Genomic DNA, 15,486 nt, shown 5'->3' on the forward strand with positions numbered 1-15,486 from the left:
TCCATAATGAAGTTTATAATTATTTTTTAAATTGAATGTCGATTAAACGAATATTGCTCTCAATACTTTGATGTTGTAAATCACCATCCGGCTGCTCATTATATTGGACTAACAATGTTAGAATTTTATCTTGCTGCCATCTTACTCGGTCAATAATAGGTTCGGCATGCCCTACTGGCTCTTCCCAAAGCGTTACAGTATGTCCTGGTTGATATTGATAGTTCGGAGCAGTTTGATAACTGGCAATCAATTTCTGCTCCGATTCTAAAGCGCGATAAATAATAAAAACGGTATCATCTTTGTCAATTACAATTTCAGGCCGGCTAATGGGAATCTCTAACGTTCCACCTCCAGACAAATTGAATGGGTGAATCCGCTGCGTAACGTAAGTTTGCCGCCAACACTTGCCGTCGAACCAGATATGTTGATATTGCGGAACTTCTTCTGAGTCATTGGCGTAAAAAACAATATGTGGATAACCTTTTGAATCAAGAGCCATACTGGTTTGGTTTATGAGGTTAGAGCCTGGAGAAACGGGCCATACGGTTTCGGTATTCGATGGGGTTATTGGCAACCTATATGGATGATTTTTCGACGTCGCCCAATTCAACCCTGAGTCAAAGCTCTTAGCATAATCAATATTGATGTTGTTAATTAACTGCTCTTCACTAAAGTAATCAGTTCGCCAAGTATAAGAAAGATGCAGGACACCATATTTATCTAATACGGGGTGATTCCAATATGCGTTGCTAGTCCACGGTTTGTTATCCGCACCACTTAAAATTGGTTTTGGATAATCAAACCATTGATTTAAACTTTCATCAAAATACTTTATATAAGCAGTTCCCTTTTTCCAATTACCATCACGATAAAGCATCATTAAGGGCGTGTGTTCAGTTGGTAAAATAAATGCTGGGTAAGTGACGCGCTCTTCATTACAACCTGTCATAGGTAAAAGATCGCTCCAGTCAGAAATGTTCTCAGCCCTCTCGCTCCGACGATAATTAAGCCTATTTCCATGATGATCGTAAGATATATGTAAACGACCTAGCCTGTCTATACCAAGACTAATGCTGTTATGCGCATCCTTTAGGTTATAATTTCCTTTAATATCATATTTTTCAATCTTATTGTTTTTTAGGCTTCGTTTGATAATTCGTAACGTTTCTTGATCGATATAAAAAGCAGTGTATTGAAATCCATTATAACTAAATACACCTTGATGACGGAATATTACAGTATTAATACTATTTCCTGCCCAAGCTTCACCTAAGTCGATTATTTGCGTAACTACAGCTTCGACTTTACTGGAAACGTTATTTTCCCAATGTCTATAGGAAATTTGTGCTTCTGTTAACCATTTCGGTTGATCTATCCTATCATTTCGTGCATTCAAGATAGTATGTATGGCATTCAGATTAGCTACTGCGGATTCGTTGTATTGAAGCTCAACATCATGTCCTGCGAGAGTGTGATATACACCCGACAAAAGATATTTTACTAAAAGACTATTGTTCGCACCTTCCTTCTCAGCGAATTGTATAGACGCAACCGCGTCCTTAATTTGACTTAATTGAAAATGCGCCACTGCTTTTTTTAATGCAATAGACTGCAATTTAGTCGCCTCAAAATTGGAGGATTTTAAGTCTTGGAGGTTTAAACCTGACAATAAATTCCAATCACCTATCTTCCAGGCTAGTTCTATGTCTTCCATGTATTTCATTGCTGTACTTTTGGATTAGTTAGCAGTTCTTTGATTACGTCTAACTGAGCACGCGTTTTAGACAGAGCTTTTTGATGAATAGCGTTTTCCGAAGAAACTCTATTGTTTTCAATTTCTAGTTCCACTAACTGCTTTTGTAGAAAACTCAATTGTGATAATTTATTGTTCAATAAATTATTTGTTTGCTCTATCTGTTTTGCTAATTGACTCATCTGTTCGCTTTGACTATCTCTTTCGTCTTTCGCAGAGTCTCTCTCAGACGTGATTTTAGATATCTCAAGCGCAAGCTTTGCTAATTTTTTGTCTTTTTCTTCAATTATCTTGTGTAAATCAGAATTCCCCAGTTCTAGTTGTAAGTTTTCTGTTGTTTGATCAGATTTTTGGTCGGGCTCATTTTTTTCTTTATTTTTTACTTCGTTCTGTAGGACTTTATCGAATGAATATGGAAGGTTAGATTGTGCAGTTATTAAAGCGAAATCAGGGTCTGCTGTAGGTTGTTGTAGGACTAGAAAGCCATTATCTGAAAACCAAGTTCCCAACTCTGATGCAGAATTTTCATCTTGAAAAAAATTTTCGACTTGCTGACAGGCCACAATTAATCGAAAGTGATAAAGTTGTCCAGATTCTTTTAATTTTTGTAATAACTGAGCATTTAAACTTGGTATATCGATCAACAAAACATTTCTCGAATTACAGACTATATTCAGTTCTTTAATGACTTCTGTAATGTCAGATGTCTTCACCACTTCAGAATTTCGTAATTTAATTCCAGGATATAGCGCTTTTATCACCTTTTCTTCGGAAAAACCATTGAAGGAATTCAAGTTAAAATAATTAAATTGACTTTCACTTCCATCTACCGAAACAACTCGGTGCAGACAGTTAATTTTAGGCTGGTTGCTGAACTGTATTTCTAACAAATCGATAATAGCAGAGTCTGCGTCTAGTAAGACTACGTACGTATCGTTTGGAAAATCAGGCAATCTTTGTAAATCTCCGCACCCTAAATAAATCACTGCGTCAATATTTTTAAAATCTATAGTTTTTAAATCGATCACGAACTTCTTCCTTCTTGCCTTCCTGCTATTAGACAATAGTTATTCTAGCCTCACATTAATCGAGATTTATAGATTTCACTAAATGTTTCTTTTAATAAACCGCAATAACACAATAGCAAACTATAAATTTTTAAGGCTTTATATTCTAGCTCATTAGTCTTTGGGAGTAGGTAGCTGTACTAGCATTGGATTAGGTTGCCGACCTTCATACTGACCATGCCTTTCATAATGTAGCAAAGGATTCAAACCCGATTCTGCTACATCAGAGTACTTTTGAATATACCTTAGGCTATTAAACGTATTCGAAGGATTTCTCGCTTCTATCGCTCCAAACACTAAATAATGAACGGCTGGTTCTAACGAAGAATTTTTTATATCGGGGTACATTTCTAAATACTGCCTTTCAACAAATTCAGCCGACTCTTGCAGTACTTTTGCCTGGCGTTTAATTTCGCTTCTGAATTTACGACTTTTTGTCCATAACCGCTGGTTAGCTTCAGTTAAAGCGCTACGTAACCATACTTGGACTACCTTAGCTTCTTCAAGGTTTTTAAGTAACGCAGACCTTTCTTGACTTACAGCTTTAAAATGCTTTTGTTGCTGGGCTTTATTTTCGTATTCCAGCTCAATTAGCTCTTGGGTATAATGAAGTTGTTCCATCAATTGTTCATTTTCTTGTTCTTTTTCGATCAACTGTTGTTGCAATAGTTTATGCTTTTCCTGTGCGGCTTTTTGTTCAGTTTCCTTTAATTGCTGAACTGCTTGCTTTTCACTAGTAAGGGCAATCTTAATATCCGCAACTTCTTTTTTAGCAACCCCTAGTTTATGTTTTGTAAGATTAAACTGTTCTAGATTCTCTTCAAACAACTCCTGTAGGCTATGCAATTGTTTAATTACTTGTTCATTTTCTTGTTCTAGTTCTGCGCGTTTTGCTTGTTCTTCTGTGGCAATAGCGTCTCTGATATGCGCATTTTTGATTACAGCATCTGTTAATTTTTTCTCATTTTCATTTTTTAATTTAAGAACAGCATCAACACCATACTGGGAGTTGACTTGCAACTCGAAAGTTATATCACCACAACTGCATGACTCTAGCTCAGCTAAACGTTTACCGAACTCTCTGTTAGCCAACATAGTACTAGCTGCAATAAATTCCATTACGCCACTAGGCTTTGCAGATGTTTGAGAAATCAATTTCGTTAACGTTTCACGGTGATCAAAGTTTAGCGAAGCTAAATTCTGATCAGATAAATACAAAAGTGTGCAGCGCTTCCTATTACGCTTATAAAAGTTGATTATTTGTTCAATCGCATCTAATAGTCTATGCTCAGCAAGTGCAACTTGGCCGGTTACATCTATTGAGTTTGCAAGTAGGCGACTTAACGATGGGTAGACTATACAGCATACATCCGACACTTCAGCTTCGAGTACCGCTAGTATATTACTTTCAAAGGTTAGCAATTGAAAATTGGAAGGAAGAGGCTCGCTGGTAGCAAACATTGGATTGCTACTATCAACAATGAAAGTCTTCATATATTTATTTCGCTGTGTCCGTATTCAGATCTGACATATACTACAGAAAGTAGTAACTAATCGTTTTAATTCTCAATTTCGGGATCTTAACCTGCCTCATGTGTTTTTCCAACTTTTCTTATTACTTATGAAAACATAGCTTCCAAGAAGTAATATATATGCCACCTCAATTTCCACTCTGCCCCCATCGTACTTCGGCCGCAAAAAAAGGGGCCTGAGTTTTCACTCAGGCCCCTTTTTCTAATCGAGTATTAATTACTCTTCAGTTGCTTCTACTGCTTCTTCTTCAGCTTCTACAACTGGACGGTCAACTAGCTCAACATATGCCATTGGGGCATTGTCGCCAGCACGGAAACCGCATTTAAGAATGCGAGTGTAGCCGCCTGGACGAGCTTCGTAACGAGGACCAAGCTCGTTGAATAGTTTACCTACAACCTCTTTGTCACCAGTGCGGGCGAAAGCTAGACGGCGGTTTGCAACGCTGTCTTCTTTAGCCATAGTGATTAGAGGCTCGATTACGCGACGTAATTCTTTCGCTTTTGGTAACGTAGTTTTGATCACTTCGTGCTTGACCAAAGAACCGGCCATGTTTTTGAACATAGCTTGACGATGGCTGCTGTTGCGATTCAACTGACGACCACTCTTACGATGGCGCATAGTTTTATCCTTCTCTACAAATCAGTTTGATAAAAACCTGATTAATCTTTTTCAGCGATGCTCTCTGGCGGCCAGTTTTCTAGGCGCATACCTAGAGAAAGACCACGAGATGCTAGAACATCTTTGATTTCAGTTAGCGATTTCTTACCAAGGTTTGGCGTTTTAAGTAGCTCAACCTCAGTGCGCTGTACCAGGTCACCAATGTACTGGATAGCTTCTGCTTTCAAACAGTTTGCAGAACGTACTGTCAGCTCTAGGTCATCTACTGGACGAAGCAGAATCGGATCGAATTCTGGCTTCTCTTCTTTCGCTTCTGGCTCAGACACATCACGTAGGTCTACGAATGCATCTAGCTGTTCAGCTAGGATAGTAGCAGAACGGCGGATCGCTTCTTCAGGATCCAAAGTACCGTTCGTCTCCATGTCGATGATTAGTTTGTCTAGGTCTGTGCGTTGTTCAACACGAGCAGACTCTACACTGTAAGCAATACGTTCAACTGGGCTGTATGAAGCGTCTACTAACAAACGACCAATTGGACGATCATCTTCTTCAGAGGAGCGACGGGTAGAAGCTGGTACATAACCGCGACCCATTTCTACTTTAATGCGCATGCTGATTTCAGCTTCGCCAGTTAAAGTACAAATAACGTGGTCAGGGTTTGTAATTTCTACGTCGCCATCATGCTGAATATCACCAGCAACAACAGGGCCAGCGCCAGATTTCACTAGAGTTAGGGTCGCCTCAGTTTTACCTTCAAGGCGAACCGCTAAACCTTTAAGATTTAGCAAGATTTCAATTACGTCTTCCTGAACACCTTCTTTGGTGCTGTACTCGTGAAGAACGCCGTCAATTTCTACCTCGGTAACTGCACATCCTGGCATAGATGACAGTAAAATACGACGTAGGGCGTTACCTAGAGTATGGCCAAAGCCACGCTCTAGTGGTTCCAAAGTTACTTTGGCACGAGTAGGAGAAACGTTTTCGATCTCAACTAATCTCGGTTTTAGGAATTCAGTCACAGAACCCACAATGCTTCCTCTTTAGTTAGCTTTACTTAGAGTAAAGTTCGACGATCAACTGTTCGTTAATTTCCGCAGACAGGTCAGTTCTTTCAGGAACGCGCTTGAAAGTGCCTTCCATTTTGCTGCTGTCTACTTCAATCCAGGTTGGCTTCTCACGTTGGTCAGCCAGTTCCAAAGCAGCAACGATACGCGCTTGCTTCTTAGCCTTTTCACGAACAGAAACCACGTCTTCGGCAGAAACGTTAAACGATGGGATGTTCACAACTTGACCATTTACCATGATCGCCTTGTGGCTAACTAGCTGACGTGCTTCTGCACGAGTGCTAGCGAAACCCATACGGTAAACTACGTTATCAAGACGCTGTTCTAAAAGCTGTAGCAAGTTTTCACCTGTGTTGCCTTTTAGACGTGCAGCTTCTTTATAGTAGTTGCGGAATTGCTTTTCCAGAACGCCGTACATACGACGAACTTTTTGTTTTTCACGCAGCTGAACACCGTAGTCAGACAGACGGCCACGACGGGCACCGTGCTGACCAGGCGCTGTATCGATCTTACATTTAGAATCGATTGCGCGAACGCCGCTCTTTAGGAACAGGTCAGTTCCTTCGCGACGGCTAAGTTTGAGTTTTGGACCCAAATATCTTGCCATGATCTTTCTCCAACTGTCCGTCGATTAAACGCGACGTTTTTTCGGTGGACGACAACCGTTGTGAGGAATAGGGGTCACATCGGTAATGTTTGTGATCTTATAACCTGTAGCGTTAAGAGCACGGATCGCAGACTCACGGCCTGGACCTGGACCTTTAACGAAAACTTCAAGGTTCTTAAGACCGTATTCTTGTGCAGCAACACCTGCACGCTCAGCAGCTACCTGTGCAGCAAATGGGGTAGATTTACGTGAACCACGGAAACCTGAACCACCAGATGTCGCCCATGCTAGTGCATTGCCTGAACGGTCTGTAATAGTCACAATTGTGTTGTTGAAAGACGCATGGATATGAGCCATACCGTCTGCAACCTGACGTTTAGCGCGCTTACGCGTGCTACGAGCTGGTGCTTTAGCCATAACTTACTCCCCGTTTACTTCTTAATTGGCTTACGAGGACCTTTACGGGTACGCGCATTAGTTTTAGTGCGCTGACCACGTAGAGGCAAGCTACGACGGTGGCGAATACCACGGAAGCAACCCAGGTCCATCAAACGTTTGATGCTCATAGAGACTTCACGGCGTAGGTCACCTTCAACGGTGAATTTAGCCACTTCGTCACGAAGCTTATCAATAGTAGCTTCGTCTAGCTCTTTGATTTTTGTATTTTCTGCAACACCAGCACCCGCACAAATGCTTTTCGCACGTGTGGGACCAACGCCATAGATCGCTTGGATAGCGATTACAGCATGCTTGTGCTCAGGAATGTTAATGCCAGCGATACGGGCCATTAACAGCACTCCTCTTGTTTATTTGTCGACGACCTAAAAAGCCCGATAGGATACTTACCCGTCGACTAAATTGCAAATTAAGGTTCAAAATACTTTAAAACAAAACTAGCAGAACCAGACAAGTACTATCTAGGTTCTGCTTACTTAGCTTTGCGAATATCTTGTTCCGCTTAGATTAGCCCTGACGCTGCTTATGCTTTGGGTCAGAACTGCAAATTACACGCACAACACCGTTGCGCTTGATAACTTTACAGTTACGGCAAATCTTTTTTACTGATGCACGAACTTTCATTACATCTTTCCCCTTTCTATCAATATTAAGGGGCTAACTTATCGGCCGTAGCCTTTAAGGTTAGCTTTCTTCAGCACAGACTCATATTGACTAGACATCAAATGTGTCTGTACTTGTGCCATAAAGTCCATGATAACTACTACGATAATGAGAAGCGACGTACCACCGAAGTAGAACGGCACATTCCAAGCAATTAGCATGAATTCAGGCACTAAACAAATAAAGGTTATGTACAGTGCGCCAGCCAGTGTAAGGCGAGTCATTACCTTATCAATGTATCGTGACGTTTGCTCACCCGGGCGGATGCCTGGGATGAACGCGCCAGATTTCTTCAAGTTATCTGCTGTATCACGCGGGTTGAAAACCAACGCCGTGTAGAAGAAGCAGAAGAAGATAATCGCAGCTGCATATAACATCACGTACAGCGGTTGACCAGGAGATAGCATAAGCGCTACATCTTGCAACCACGCTGTTGATTCATTCTGTCCGAACCATCCTGCGATGGTACCCGGGAACAGAATAATGCTAGAAGCAAAGATTGGTGGAATTACACCAGCAATGTTGACTTTCAGCGGTAAATGGGTGCTTTGCGCAGCAAAAACCTGACGGCCTTGCTGACGTTTCGCGTAGTTTACCACAATTCTGCGCTGTCCGCGCTCTACAAATACAACTAGGTATGTAAGAGCGATAACAATCACGCCAATCAACAGTAGGAACAACAAGTTAATGTCGCCCTGCCTTGCTTGTTCCGCAGTCTGACCTATCGCTGTTGGCAGACCGGCAACAATACCAGCAAAAATCAATATAGAGATACCGTTACCAATACCTCGTTCGGTAATTTGCTCACCCAACCACATAAGGAACATAGTTCCTGTGACTAGGCTCACTACTGCCGTAAAGTAGAATCCGAAGCCAGGGTTTATCACCAATCCATTAATCAGGTTAGGCAAACCAGTCGAAATTCCAATAGATTGGAAGATAGCCAATACAAGCGTTAGATAACGCGTGTACTGACTAATTTTACGACGGCCTGCTTCGCCTTCTTTTTTAAGCTCCACCATCGGTGGGTGAACCACCGAGAGCAACTGCATGATAATGGATGCAGTAATGTATGGCATAATGCCCAAAGCCAGAACGGATGCACGCTCAAGCGCACCACCAGAGAACATGTTAAACATTTCTACAATGGTGCCTTTTTGTTGCTCGAACAAGTCAGCAAGTACAGCTGGATCGATGCCAGGGATAGGAACGTAAGAACCTAGTCTGAATACAACAATCGCACCAAGTACGAACAACAATCTTGCCTTAAGCTCACTCAAGCCGCTTTTAGCGCCTGAATCCAATCCTGGTTTAGCCATCTAGCTTATTCCTCTACTTTACCGCCAGCAGCTTCAATCGCTTCTTTAGCGCCTTTAGTAACCTTTAACCCGCTTACTGTAACAGCGCGTGAAACTTCACCGCTCTTAACAACTTTAACGAACTGGATTTCTTTCTTAACGATACCAGCTGCTTTTAAAGTCTCAAGAGACGCAGTATCACCATCAACCTTCGCGATTTCAGCAAGAGTTACTTGATCAGTAACAAAGCTCTTGCGTGAAGTGAAACCGAACTTAGGAAGACGACGCTGGATAGGCATCTGACCACCTTCGAATCCTGGCTTAACGCGGCCACCTGAACGGCTTTTTTGACCTTTGTGACCGTGGCCACTCGTTTTACCAAGACCTGAGCCGATACCACGACCAGAACGCTTACCAGTAGGCTTTGAACCTTCGGCTGGAGAAATTGTATTTAAACGCATGTCTTACTCCTCCACTATCTCAACCATGTAATATACACGGTTGATCATGCCACGAACGGCTGGGGTATCTTCCAGTTCACGAACATGGTTGATTTTACGAAGGCCTAAACCTTTAAGCGTAGCTTTGTGCTTTGGCAGACGGCCAATTGCACTTTTAGTTTGCTTTACTTTAATCGTTGCCATGTCTGATTACCCCAAAATTTCTTCTACAGACAATCCACGCTTCGCAGCAACTTTCGCCGGGCTGTTCATTTCTGTCAGCGCGTTGATTGTTGCACGAACAACGTTGATTGGGTTTGTAGAGCCGTAACATTTTGAAAGTACGTTTTGTACACCAGCTACTTCAAGTACTGCACGCATCGCACCACCGGCAATAATACCGGTACCTTCAGATGCTGGCTGCATGTAAACTTTAGAGCCAGAGTGACGACCTTTAATCGGGTGCTGTAACGTGTGACCGTTAAGGTCTACGTCAACCATGTTGCGACGTGCCTTTTCCATTGCTTTTTGGATTGCAGCAGGTACTTCACGTGCCTTACCGTAACCAAAACCAACGCGACCGTTACCGTCACCCACTACTGTCAATGCAGTGAAACTAAAGATACGACCACCTTTAACCACTTTAGATACGCGGTTTACGGCGATCAATTTCTCTAGAAATTCACCATTTTGAACGTCTTGTTTAGCCATTATAAACTCCTAGAACTGAAGACCAGCTTCGCGAGCTGCATCAGCTAATGCTTTAACGCGACCGTGGTATTGGAAACCACTGCGATCGAAAGCCACTGTTTTAATGCCTTTCTCAAGCGCGCGCTCTGCGATTGCTTTACCGACTACCGTCGCTGCTTCAGCGTTACCTGTAGACTTAAGATCTTTTGCAAGATCTTTCTCAACAGTTGAAGCCGCTGCCAACACTTCAGAACCGCATGGAGCGATTAGCTGAGCGTAGATGTGGCGAGGTGTACGGTTAACTACCAAGCGATGCGCGGCCAGTTCACGAATTTTTGCTCGTGCGCGAGTAGCGCGACGAATGCGAGCTGTTTTCTTATCCATCGTATCACCCACCTACTTTTTCTTAGCTTCTTTACGACGTACGTGTTCGTCAGCGTAACGTACACCTTTACCTTTGTAAGGCTCTGGTGGACGGTAACCACGAATGTTCGCCGCAACCTGACCAACCACCTGCTTATCGGCGCCTTTAACGACGATTTCAGTTTGGCTAGGAGTTTCAACCGTAATGCCTTCAGGCATTTCGTATGCTACAGGGTGAGAGAAACCTAGTGTAAGGTTTAGTTTGTTACCTTGTGCTTGTGCACGGTAACCAACACCTAACAACTGAAGTTTTTTCTCAAAACCTTCTGAAACACCTTGAACCATTGCGTTAAGGATAGAGCGCGCAGTACCAGCCTGTGCCCAACCGTCAACAAAACCTTCACGTGGAAGTGCTTTAAGTTGGTTCTCTTCCTGTGCAACTTCTACAGCGTCGTTGAAAACGCGGGTCAAAGTGCCTTTACTACCTTTAACAGTAACTTCTTGACCAGAGATAGAAACTTCTACACCTGATACAACGTCTACTGGGGCTTTTGCTATACGTGACATTTCAACTCCTCCGTTATGCTACATAACCGATGATCTCACCGCCCATGCCAGCGTTACGCGCTGCACGGTCAGTCATCACACCTTTAGAAGTCGACACGATAGCTACGCCTAAACCACCCATAACCTTTGGAAGCTCATCTTTTTTCTTATAGATGCGCAGACCAGGACGGCTTACACGTTCGATAGTGTCAATTACTTGCTTGCCTTCGAAGTACTTAAGCGTAACTTCTAAAACAGGCTTAACGTCACCAGTAGCAGCGAAGTCAGTAATATAACCTTCAGCTTTCAATACTTCACAGATTGCAACGCGAAGTTTTGAAGAAGGCATAGTTACAGAAACTTTCTGTGCCATCTGGCCGTTACGGATGCGGGTAAACATATCCGCGATAGGATCTTGCATGCTCATTATCAGCTACTCCTTACCAGCTGGCTTTCTTAAGGCCAGGGACTTCACCGCGCATCGCTGCTTCGCGAAGCTTAATACGGCTAAGACCGAATTTGCGTAGGTAACCATGTGGACGACCAGTAACACGACAACGGTTACGTTGACGAGACTTACTAGAGTCACGTGGCAGTTGTTGTAGCTTCAGAACAGCGTCCCAACGCTCATCTTCAGAAGCGTTAACATCGCTGATAATCGCTTTAAGTGCGGCGCGCTTTTCAGCATACTTAGCTACTAGCTTAGTACGCTTAGCTTCACGTGCCTTCATTGATTCTTTTGCCATAACCCTACACCCCTACTTTTTGAATGGGAAGTTAAACGCGTCCAGCAGAGCACGTGCTTCTTCATTTGTATTCGCACTGGTAGTGATAGTGATATCCATACCGCGAACCTTATCCACTTTATCGAAATCGATTTCAGGGAAAATGATTTGCTCACGCACGCCCATGCTGTAGTTACCACGTCCGTCGAATGATTTAGGATTCAAACCACGGAAGTCGCGAACACGTGGGATAGCGATTGAAATCAAACGCTCTAGGAATTCCCACATACGCTCGCCGCGTAGGGTTACTTTACAGCCAATCGGATAACCTTCACGGATTTTAAAACCCGCTACTGATTTTCTAGCAACTGTAACAACAGGCTTCTGACCGGCGATAGCCGTCATGTCAGCTTGAGCATTCTCAAGTACCTTTTTGTCAGCAACTGCTTCACCTAAACCCATGTTTAGAGTGATTTTTTCAATCCGAGGGACTTGCATGACGCTTTTGTATCCGAACTGCTTAGCAAGTTCAGCTACTACTGTTTCTTTATAGAAATCATGCAGTTTCGCCATCGTACTCTCCAATATAATTAAACAAGTTCGCCGTTAGACTTGAAGAAACGTACTTTCTTCTCATCTTCGAAACGGAAACCAACGCGATCTGCTTTGCCCGTTGCCGGGTTAACAATCGCAACATTAGAAACGTGAATAGAAGCTTCTTTCTCAACGATGCCACCAGCTACGCCCAATTGTGGGTTTGGCTTAGTGTGCTTCTTAACGAGATTAACGCCTTCTACAATTACACGGTTATCAGCAATAAGCACTTTAAGGACTTTGCCTTGTTTGCCTTTGTCTTTACCCGCTAATACGACTACTTCATCATCACGACGAATTTTATTAGCCATTATCGTGACTCCTTATAGTACCTCTGGGGCCAATGAGATGATTTTCATGAAGTTTTCACTTCTCAACTCACGGGTAACCGGGCCAAAGATACGCGTACCAATTGGTTGCTTGTTAGCATTAAGCATAACAGCCGCGTTACCGTCAAAACGAATGGTAGAACCATCTGCACGACGAACGCCTTTTCTAGTACGCACCACCACTGCATTCAGTACGTCACCTTTTTTAACTTTACCGCGAGGAATTGCTTCCTTAACAGTAACTTTGATGATGTCACCGATACCTGCATAACGGCGATGCGAGCCACCAAGAACCTTAATACACTGAACCCTGCGAGCGCCGCTGTTGTCTGCAACGTCCAGGTTAGTTTGCATTTGGATCATGTTAGTGCTCCGCTCTTAAATTAAGACTCTCCCGAGTCGTTAGTGCTGCTAAAAACAACTGGATGTCGTTGCTTTTATGTACATACCCCCATAAAAAGGGCGCGAAATAATAACAGAAAACATTTGGAAGTGATAGCGGTAAATTGAATTATTTTTAAACTATGTGAGCAATAAAAAAGCCCCGACTAAAAGTCGGGGCTGATAACCACGTCATAGGTTATCAAGCAGGATCTTTTAGGCGATTTTCATTACTCACAAGCTGCTTACTCAAGTGCCTGTAAAGGCACTCTTTCAACCGGCTTACACCAACAGGTTTTGATATGAAGTCATCCATGCCGGATTTCAAGCATTTTTCTTTGTCGCCGGTTAGCGCATTTGCGGTTAATGCAATTATTGGGATGTCCCGTGCCTTGTCTCCCATTGACCTAATTAGCTTCGTCGCCTCTAATCCATCCATTGCAGGCATATGACAGTCCATCAAAATGATAGCGTAGGGTGACTGTCCCTTTATTGAGCCTTTAACTTTTTCTACCGCCTCTTCACCGTTTTCTGCTAAATCGGCTGTAATACCTATCTCTTTTAGCTGCTCTTTAATGACAAGCTGATTTATTTCATTGTCTTCTACTATTAGTGCCTTAAACGCGCTCAATTCCTGTTTAGAAGGGATGTAAACACAGTTATCGCTACATGCTTTTTCCGCAACAGCACCAGCGTTGGCATCATCTAACATAAGCGTTACGATAAATCGCGCTCCTACACCCAAATCGCTAGACACTTCAATTTTACCATCATAATGCTTCGCTATTTGATTGACTATTGACAAGCCTAAGCCTGTGCCTCCATATCTTCGCTGTGTAGAGCTCTCTGCTTGAATAAATGGTGAAAATATGAATTTTTGCTGCTGCTCGGTAATACCTATCCCTGAATCGGTCACTATCAATTTAACGCTAAACCGCCCACTCCCGTAGCGCGTGCACTTAGTTTCAACCGTCACCTTTCCTTCTTTTGTAAATTTGAGGGCGTTATTCAATAGGTTAATCAAAATCTGCCCAACTCTTAGTTTGTCCGCTATAAAAGTTTTACCCTCAACGCCCTTTGTGCTTACTGAAAGTTCGATACCTTTTTCTAGGGCCAACTTTGAGAACATCGGAATCTGCTCTTCAATTGCATCGGCAAGGTTGATGGGCGACTCCTCGAAAGACATGTTGCCAGAATCAATTTTAGAGAAATCCAATATGTCGTTGACAATATTAAGCAGTGATTCGGCACTTCTCATTGCAACACTCGCATACTCGTATTGTTTAGCGTTGAGTGACGTACTTATAAGCGCCTCAAGCATGCCCTGTACGCCATGAATAGGTGTCCTAATTTCATGACTCATATTCGCAAGGAATTCACCTCGTGCTTTCAACGCGCTTTCTGCCATATCCGTTTTTTGCTGCAAGATAGCTTTGTCCAAGTGTTGCTGCGTTATGTCGACTGTAGCACCAATTACCTTAACGCATCGGTCGTTTTCCATTACGGGATGAGCGCGACTTAGTAACCAACGGATTTCTCCCGCATCGGTGCGAACTTCAAGTTCATAGGAACAATCTTCACCATCTTTAATCATCTGCTTGAATTGTTCGATGTATTCAGCTCGTTGGCCTTCATCGACCAAGAACTTAATAACATCATTTGGTTTTACCACCTTTTCACTATGAACATGCAGCATCCTCTTTAAAGCACTCGACCAGTTCAATGCTCCGGTATCAATATTTAATTCCCATGTACCCACACCGGCGAGGTTAGTCACTTGGTGTAATAACGAGTTTCTCTCTTCTAATATGGCTTTTTGTGCATTGAGGCTACTTATTGCTTGTTGGCGCTCTAATTCGTTGCCTATCCACGAAGCAAGTAAAAGTAAATAGTCCATCTCTACAGGCGTAAAGGGAGTATCCCGTGAACCAAGAGACGAGAAGTTTACTGTACCAAAAAATTCACCGTGTACTCGCACTGGAGAAGCGAGATAACTCTTTAAGGTGTATTTTTCAAAACACGGATGCGAGGCACCTGGCACAGTATCTATATCGTGATAAGCCACAACAGCATCACTGTTCACCACGTCTGCACAGTAAGTGTCTGGTAATGCGAAGGTCGCATTTAATGGTATGTCATTGTCGGGCGTAATAACGCTAAGCACACGGTAATTATCGCCTTGAATGTTACTTACAATCCCTGTTTCCAACCCGAGTATTTCCGTTCCTATGCTTAGCAAGCTCTCGAGTTTTTTATCAAATGAAAGCGCTTTGTCATTTGATATGGTTTGTAGATCTTTAATGATACTCATGAGGATTTTCGCCCTCCCGGACAGCAAGTAAAAAGGCCAACGTTTTTA

Annotated in this window: 21 protein-coding genes; all 21 read right to left on the bottom strand. The window is 42.8% G+C overall.

All coding sequences use genetic code 11. The features are described from left to right. Positions 1–19: 19 nt before the first annotated feature. Positions 20–1,723: a BNR repeat-containing protein gene (locus MHN02_RS10940; protein ID WP_239246069.1), complete on the bottom strand. Its 1,704-nt coding sequence runs from the start codon at positions 1,721–1,723 to the stop codon at positions 20–22. After that, positions 1,720–2,781, bottom strand: coding sequence for a hypothetical protein (locus tag MHN02_RS10945; protein WP_239246071.1), 1,062 nt, complete (start codon positions 2,779–2,781; stop codon positions 1,720–1,722). The genes MHN02_RS10940 and MHN02_RS10945 overlap by 4 nt, the downstream gene beginning before the upstream one ends. Before the next feature lie 153 nt (positions 2,782–2,934). Next, a complete protein-coding gene (locus tag MHN02_RS10950) occupies positions 2,935–4,314 on the bottom strand; it encodes a hypothetical protein (RefSeq protein ID WP_239246074.1) in 1,380 nt (459 codons plus the stop codon). A 255-nt stretch (positions 4,315–4,569) separates the two neighbouring features. Continuing rightward, positions 4,570–4,971 (bottom strand): 50S ribosomal protein L17, encoded by a 402-nt coding sequence (gene rplQ / locus MHN02_RS10955; RefSeq protein ID WP_012519212.1) that lies wholly within the window; start codon positions 4,969–4,971, stop codon positions 4,570–4,572. A gap of 41 nt (positions 4,972–5,012) precedes the next feature. Further along, positions 5,013–6,002, bottom strand: a complete 990-nt coding sequence (rpoA, locus tag MHN02_RS10960; protein WP_039226687.1) for a DNA-directed RNA polymerase subunit alpha — start codon at positions 6,000–6,002, stop codon at positions 5,013–5,015. A gap of 19 nt (positions 6,003–6,021) precedes the next feature. Then, a complete protein-coding gene (gene rpsD / locus MHN02_RS10965) occupies positions 6,022–6,642 on the bottom strand; it encodes a 30S ribosomal protein S4 (RefSeq protein WP_012519214.1) in 621 nt (206 codons plus the stop codon). A 24-nt stretch (positions 6,643–6,666) separates the two neighbouring features. Further along, positions 6,667–7,059: a 30S ribosomal protein S11 gene (gene rpsK, locus MHN02_RS10970; protein WP_012519215.1), complete on the bottom strand. Its 393-nt coding sequence runs from the start codon at positions 7,057–7,059 to the stop codon at positions 6,667–6,669. Between the two features lie 14 nt (positions 7,060–7,073). Continuing rightward, positions 7,074–7,430: a 30S ribosomal protein S13 gene (gene rpsM / locus MHN02_RS10975; protein ID WP_012519216.1), complete on the bottom strand. Its 357-nt coding sequence runs from the start codon at positions 7,428–7,430 to the stop codon at positions 7,074–7,076. Between the two features lie 175 nt (positions 7,431–7,605). After that, positions 7,606–7,722: a 50S ribosomal protein L36 gene (gene rpmJ / locus MHN02_RS10980; RefSeq protein ID WP_012519217.1), complete on the bottom strand. Its 117-nt coding sequence runs from the start codon at positions 7,720–7,722 to the stop codon at positions 7,606–7,608. 38 nt (positions 7,723–7,760) lie between these two features. Further along, positions 7,761–9,080, bottom strand: a complete 1,320-nt coding sequence (secY, locus tag MHN02_RS10985) for a preprotein translocase subunit SecY (RefSeq protein WP_014977524.1) — start codon at positions 9,078–9,080, stop codon at positions 7,761–7,763. A gap of 5 nt (positions 9,081–9,085) precedes the next feature. Then, entirely contained in the window at positions 9,086–9,520 is a 435-nt protein-coding gene (gene rplO, locus MHN02_RS10990; RefSeq protein WP_014950906.1) for a 50S ribosomal protein L15, read from the bottom strand. A gap of 3 nt (positions 9,521–9,523) precedes the next feature. After that, positions 9,524–9,703 (bottom strand): 50S ribosomal protein L30, encoded by a 180-nt coding sequence (rpmD, locus tag MHN02_RS10995; protein ID WP_014950907.1) that lies wholly within the window; start codon positions 9,701–9,703, stop codon positions 9,524–9,526. Between the two features lie 6 nt (positions 9,704–9,709). Next, the gene (gene rpsE, locus MHN02_RS11000) at positions 9,710–10,210 is read right to left on the bottom strand and encodes a 30S ribosomal protein S5 (RefSeq protein WP_012519221.1); all 501 of its coding nucleotides are present in this window, start codon (positions 10,208–10,210) and stop codon (positions 9,710–9,712) included. A 9-nt stretch (positions 10,211–10,219) separates the two neighbouring features. Further along, complete coding sequence (gene rplR, locus MHN02_RS11005; RefSeq protein ID WP_014950908.1) at positions 10,220–10,573, bottom strand: 50S ribosomal protein L18; 354 nt, start codon at positions 10,571–10,573, stop codon at positions 10,220–10,222. Between the two features lie 12 nt (positions 10,574–10,585). After that, positions 10,586–11,119, bottom strand: a complete 534-nt coding sequence (gene rplF / locus MHN02_RS11010) for a 50S ribosomal protein L6 (protein WP_014950909.1) — start codon at positions 11,117–11,119, stop codon at positions 10,586–10,588. Between the two features lie 13 nt (positions 11,120–11,132). Beyond that, the gene (gene rpsH, locus MHN02_RS11015) at positions 11,133–11,525 is read right to left on the bottom strand and encodes a 30S ribosomal protein S8 (RefSeq protein WP_039217831.1); all 393 of its coding nucleotides are present in this window, start codon (positions 11,523–11,525) and stop codon (positions 11,133–11,135) included. Positions 11,526–11,538: 13 nt separating this feature from the next. Next, the gene (gene rpsN / locus MHN02_RS11020; RefSeq protein WP_014950910.1) at positions 11,539–11,844 is read right to left on the bottom strand and encodes a 30S ribosomal protein S14; all 306 of its coding nucleotides are present in this window, start codon (positions 11,842–11,844) and stop codon (positions 11,539–11,541) included. Positions 11,845–11,856: 12 nt separating this feature from the next. Further along, complete coding sequence (rplE, locus tag MHN02_RS11025) at positions 11,857–12,396, bottom strand: 50S ribosomal protein L5 (protein ID WP_014950911.1); 540 nt, start codon at positions 12,394–12,396, stop codon at positions 11,857–11,859. A 17-nt stretch (positions 12,397–12,413) separates the two neighbouring features. Then, complete coding sequence (gene rplX / locus MHN02_RS11030) at positions 12,414–12,728, bottom strand: 50S ribosomal protein L24 (RefSeq protein WP_014950912.1); 315 nt, start codon at positions 12,726–12,728, stop codon at positions 12,414–12,416. Positions 12,729–12,740: 12 nt separating this feature from the next. Next, positions 12,741–13,109, bottom strand: coding sequence for a 50S ribosomal protein L14 (gene rplN / locus MHN02_RS11035; protein ID WP_012519228.1), 369 nt, complete (start codon positions 13,107–13,109; stop codon positions 12,741–12,743). 220 nt (positions 13,110–13,329) lie between these two features. Continuing rightward, the gene (locus MHN02_RS11040; RefSeq protein WP_239246078.1) at positions 13,330–15,438 is read right to left on the bottom strand and encodes an ATP-binding protein; all 2,109 of its coding nucleotides are present in this window, start codon (positions 15,436–15,438) and stop codon (positions 13,330–13,332) included. Between the last annotated feature and the right edge of the window lie 48 nt (positions 15,439–15,486).

It is taken from the genome of Alteromonas sp. CNT1-28 (assembly GCF_022348345.1).
Lineage (GTDB): Bacteria > Pseudomonadota > Gammaproteobacteria > Enterobacterales > Alteromonadaceae > Alteromonas > Alteromonas macleodii.

Bases quoted from the DNA above. Each gene is read 5' to 3' on its own strand.
- secY (WP_014977524.1), bottom strand. From the start codon at position 9,080: ATGGCTAAACCAGGATTGGATTCAGGCGCTAAAAGCGGCTTGAGTGAG.
- rpsE (WP_012519221.1), bottom strand. From the start codon at position 10,210: ATGGCTAAACAAGACGTTCAAAATGGTGAATTTCTAGAGAAATTGATC.
- MHN02_RS10940 (WP_239246069.1), bottom strand. From the start codon at position 1,723: ATGAAATACATGGAAGACATAGAACTAGCCTGGAAGATAGGTGATTGG.
- MHN02_RS10950 (WP_239246074.1), bottom strand. From the start codon at position 4,314: ATGAAGACTTTCATTGTTGATAGTAGCAATCCAATGTTTGCTACCAGC.
- rpsM (WP_012519216.1), bottom strand. From the start codon at position 7,430: ATGGCCCGTATCGCTGGCATTAACATTCCTGAGCACAAGCATGCTGTA.
- rplR (WP_014950908.1), bottom strand. From the start codon at position 10,573: ATGGATAAGAAAACAGCTCGCATTCGTCGCGCTACTCGCGCACGAGCA.
- rplQ (WP_012519212.1), bottom strand. From the start codon at position 4,971: ATGCGCCATCGTAAGAGTGGTCGTCAGTTGAATCGCAACAGCAGCCAT.
- rpmJ (WP_012519217.1), bottom strand. From the start codon at position 7,722: ATGAAAGTTCGTGCATCAGTAAAAAAGATTTGCCGTAACTGTAAAGTT.
- rplX (WP_014950912.1), bottom strand. From the start codon at position 12,728: ATGGCTAATAAAATTCGTCGTGATGATGAAGTAGTCGTATTAGCGGGT.
- rplO (WP_014950906.1), bottom strand. From the start codon at position 9,520: ATGCGTTTAAATACAATTTCTCCAGCCGAAGGTTCAAAGCCTACTGGT.
- rpsD (WP_012519214.1), bottom strand. From the start codon at position 6,642: ATGGCAAGATATTTGGGTCCAAAACTCAAACTTAGCCGTCGCGAAGGA.
- rplE (WP_014950911.1), bottom strand. From the start codon at position 12,396: ATGGCGAAACTGCATGATTTCTATAAAGAAACAGTAGTAGCTGAACTT.
- rpmD (WP_014950907.1), bottom strand. From the start codon at position 9,703: ATGGCAACGATTAAAGTAAAGCAAACTAAAAGTGCAATTGGCCGTCTG.
- rpsN (WP_014950910.1), bottom strand. From the start codon at position 11,844: ATGGCAAAAGAATCAATGAAGGCACGTGAAGCTAAGCGTACTAAGCTA.
- MHN02_RS11040 (WP_239246078.1), bottom strand. From the start codon at position 15,438: ATGAGTATCATTAAAGATCTACAAACCATATCAAATGACAAAGCGCTT.
- rpsK (WP_012519215.1), bottom strand. From the start codon at position 7,059: ATGGCTAAAGCACCAGCTCGTAGCACGCGTAAGCGCGCTAAACGTCAG.
- rpsH (WP_039217831.1), bottom strand. From the start codon at position 11,525: ATGAGCATGCAAGATCCTATCGCGGATATGTTTACCCGCATCCGTAAC.
- rplN (WP_012519228.1), bottom strand. From the start codon at position 13,109: ATGATCCAAATGCAAACTAACCTGGACGTTGCAGACAACAGCGGCGCT.
- rplF (WP_014950909.1), bottom strand. From the start codon at position 11,119: ATGTCACGTATAGCAAAAGCCCCAGTAGACGTTGTATCAGGTGTAGAA.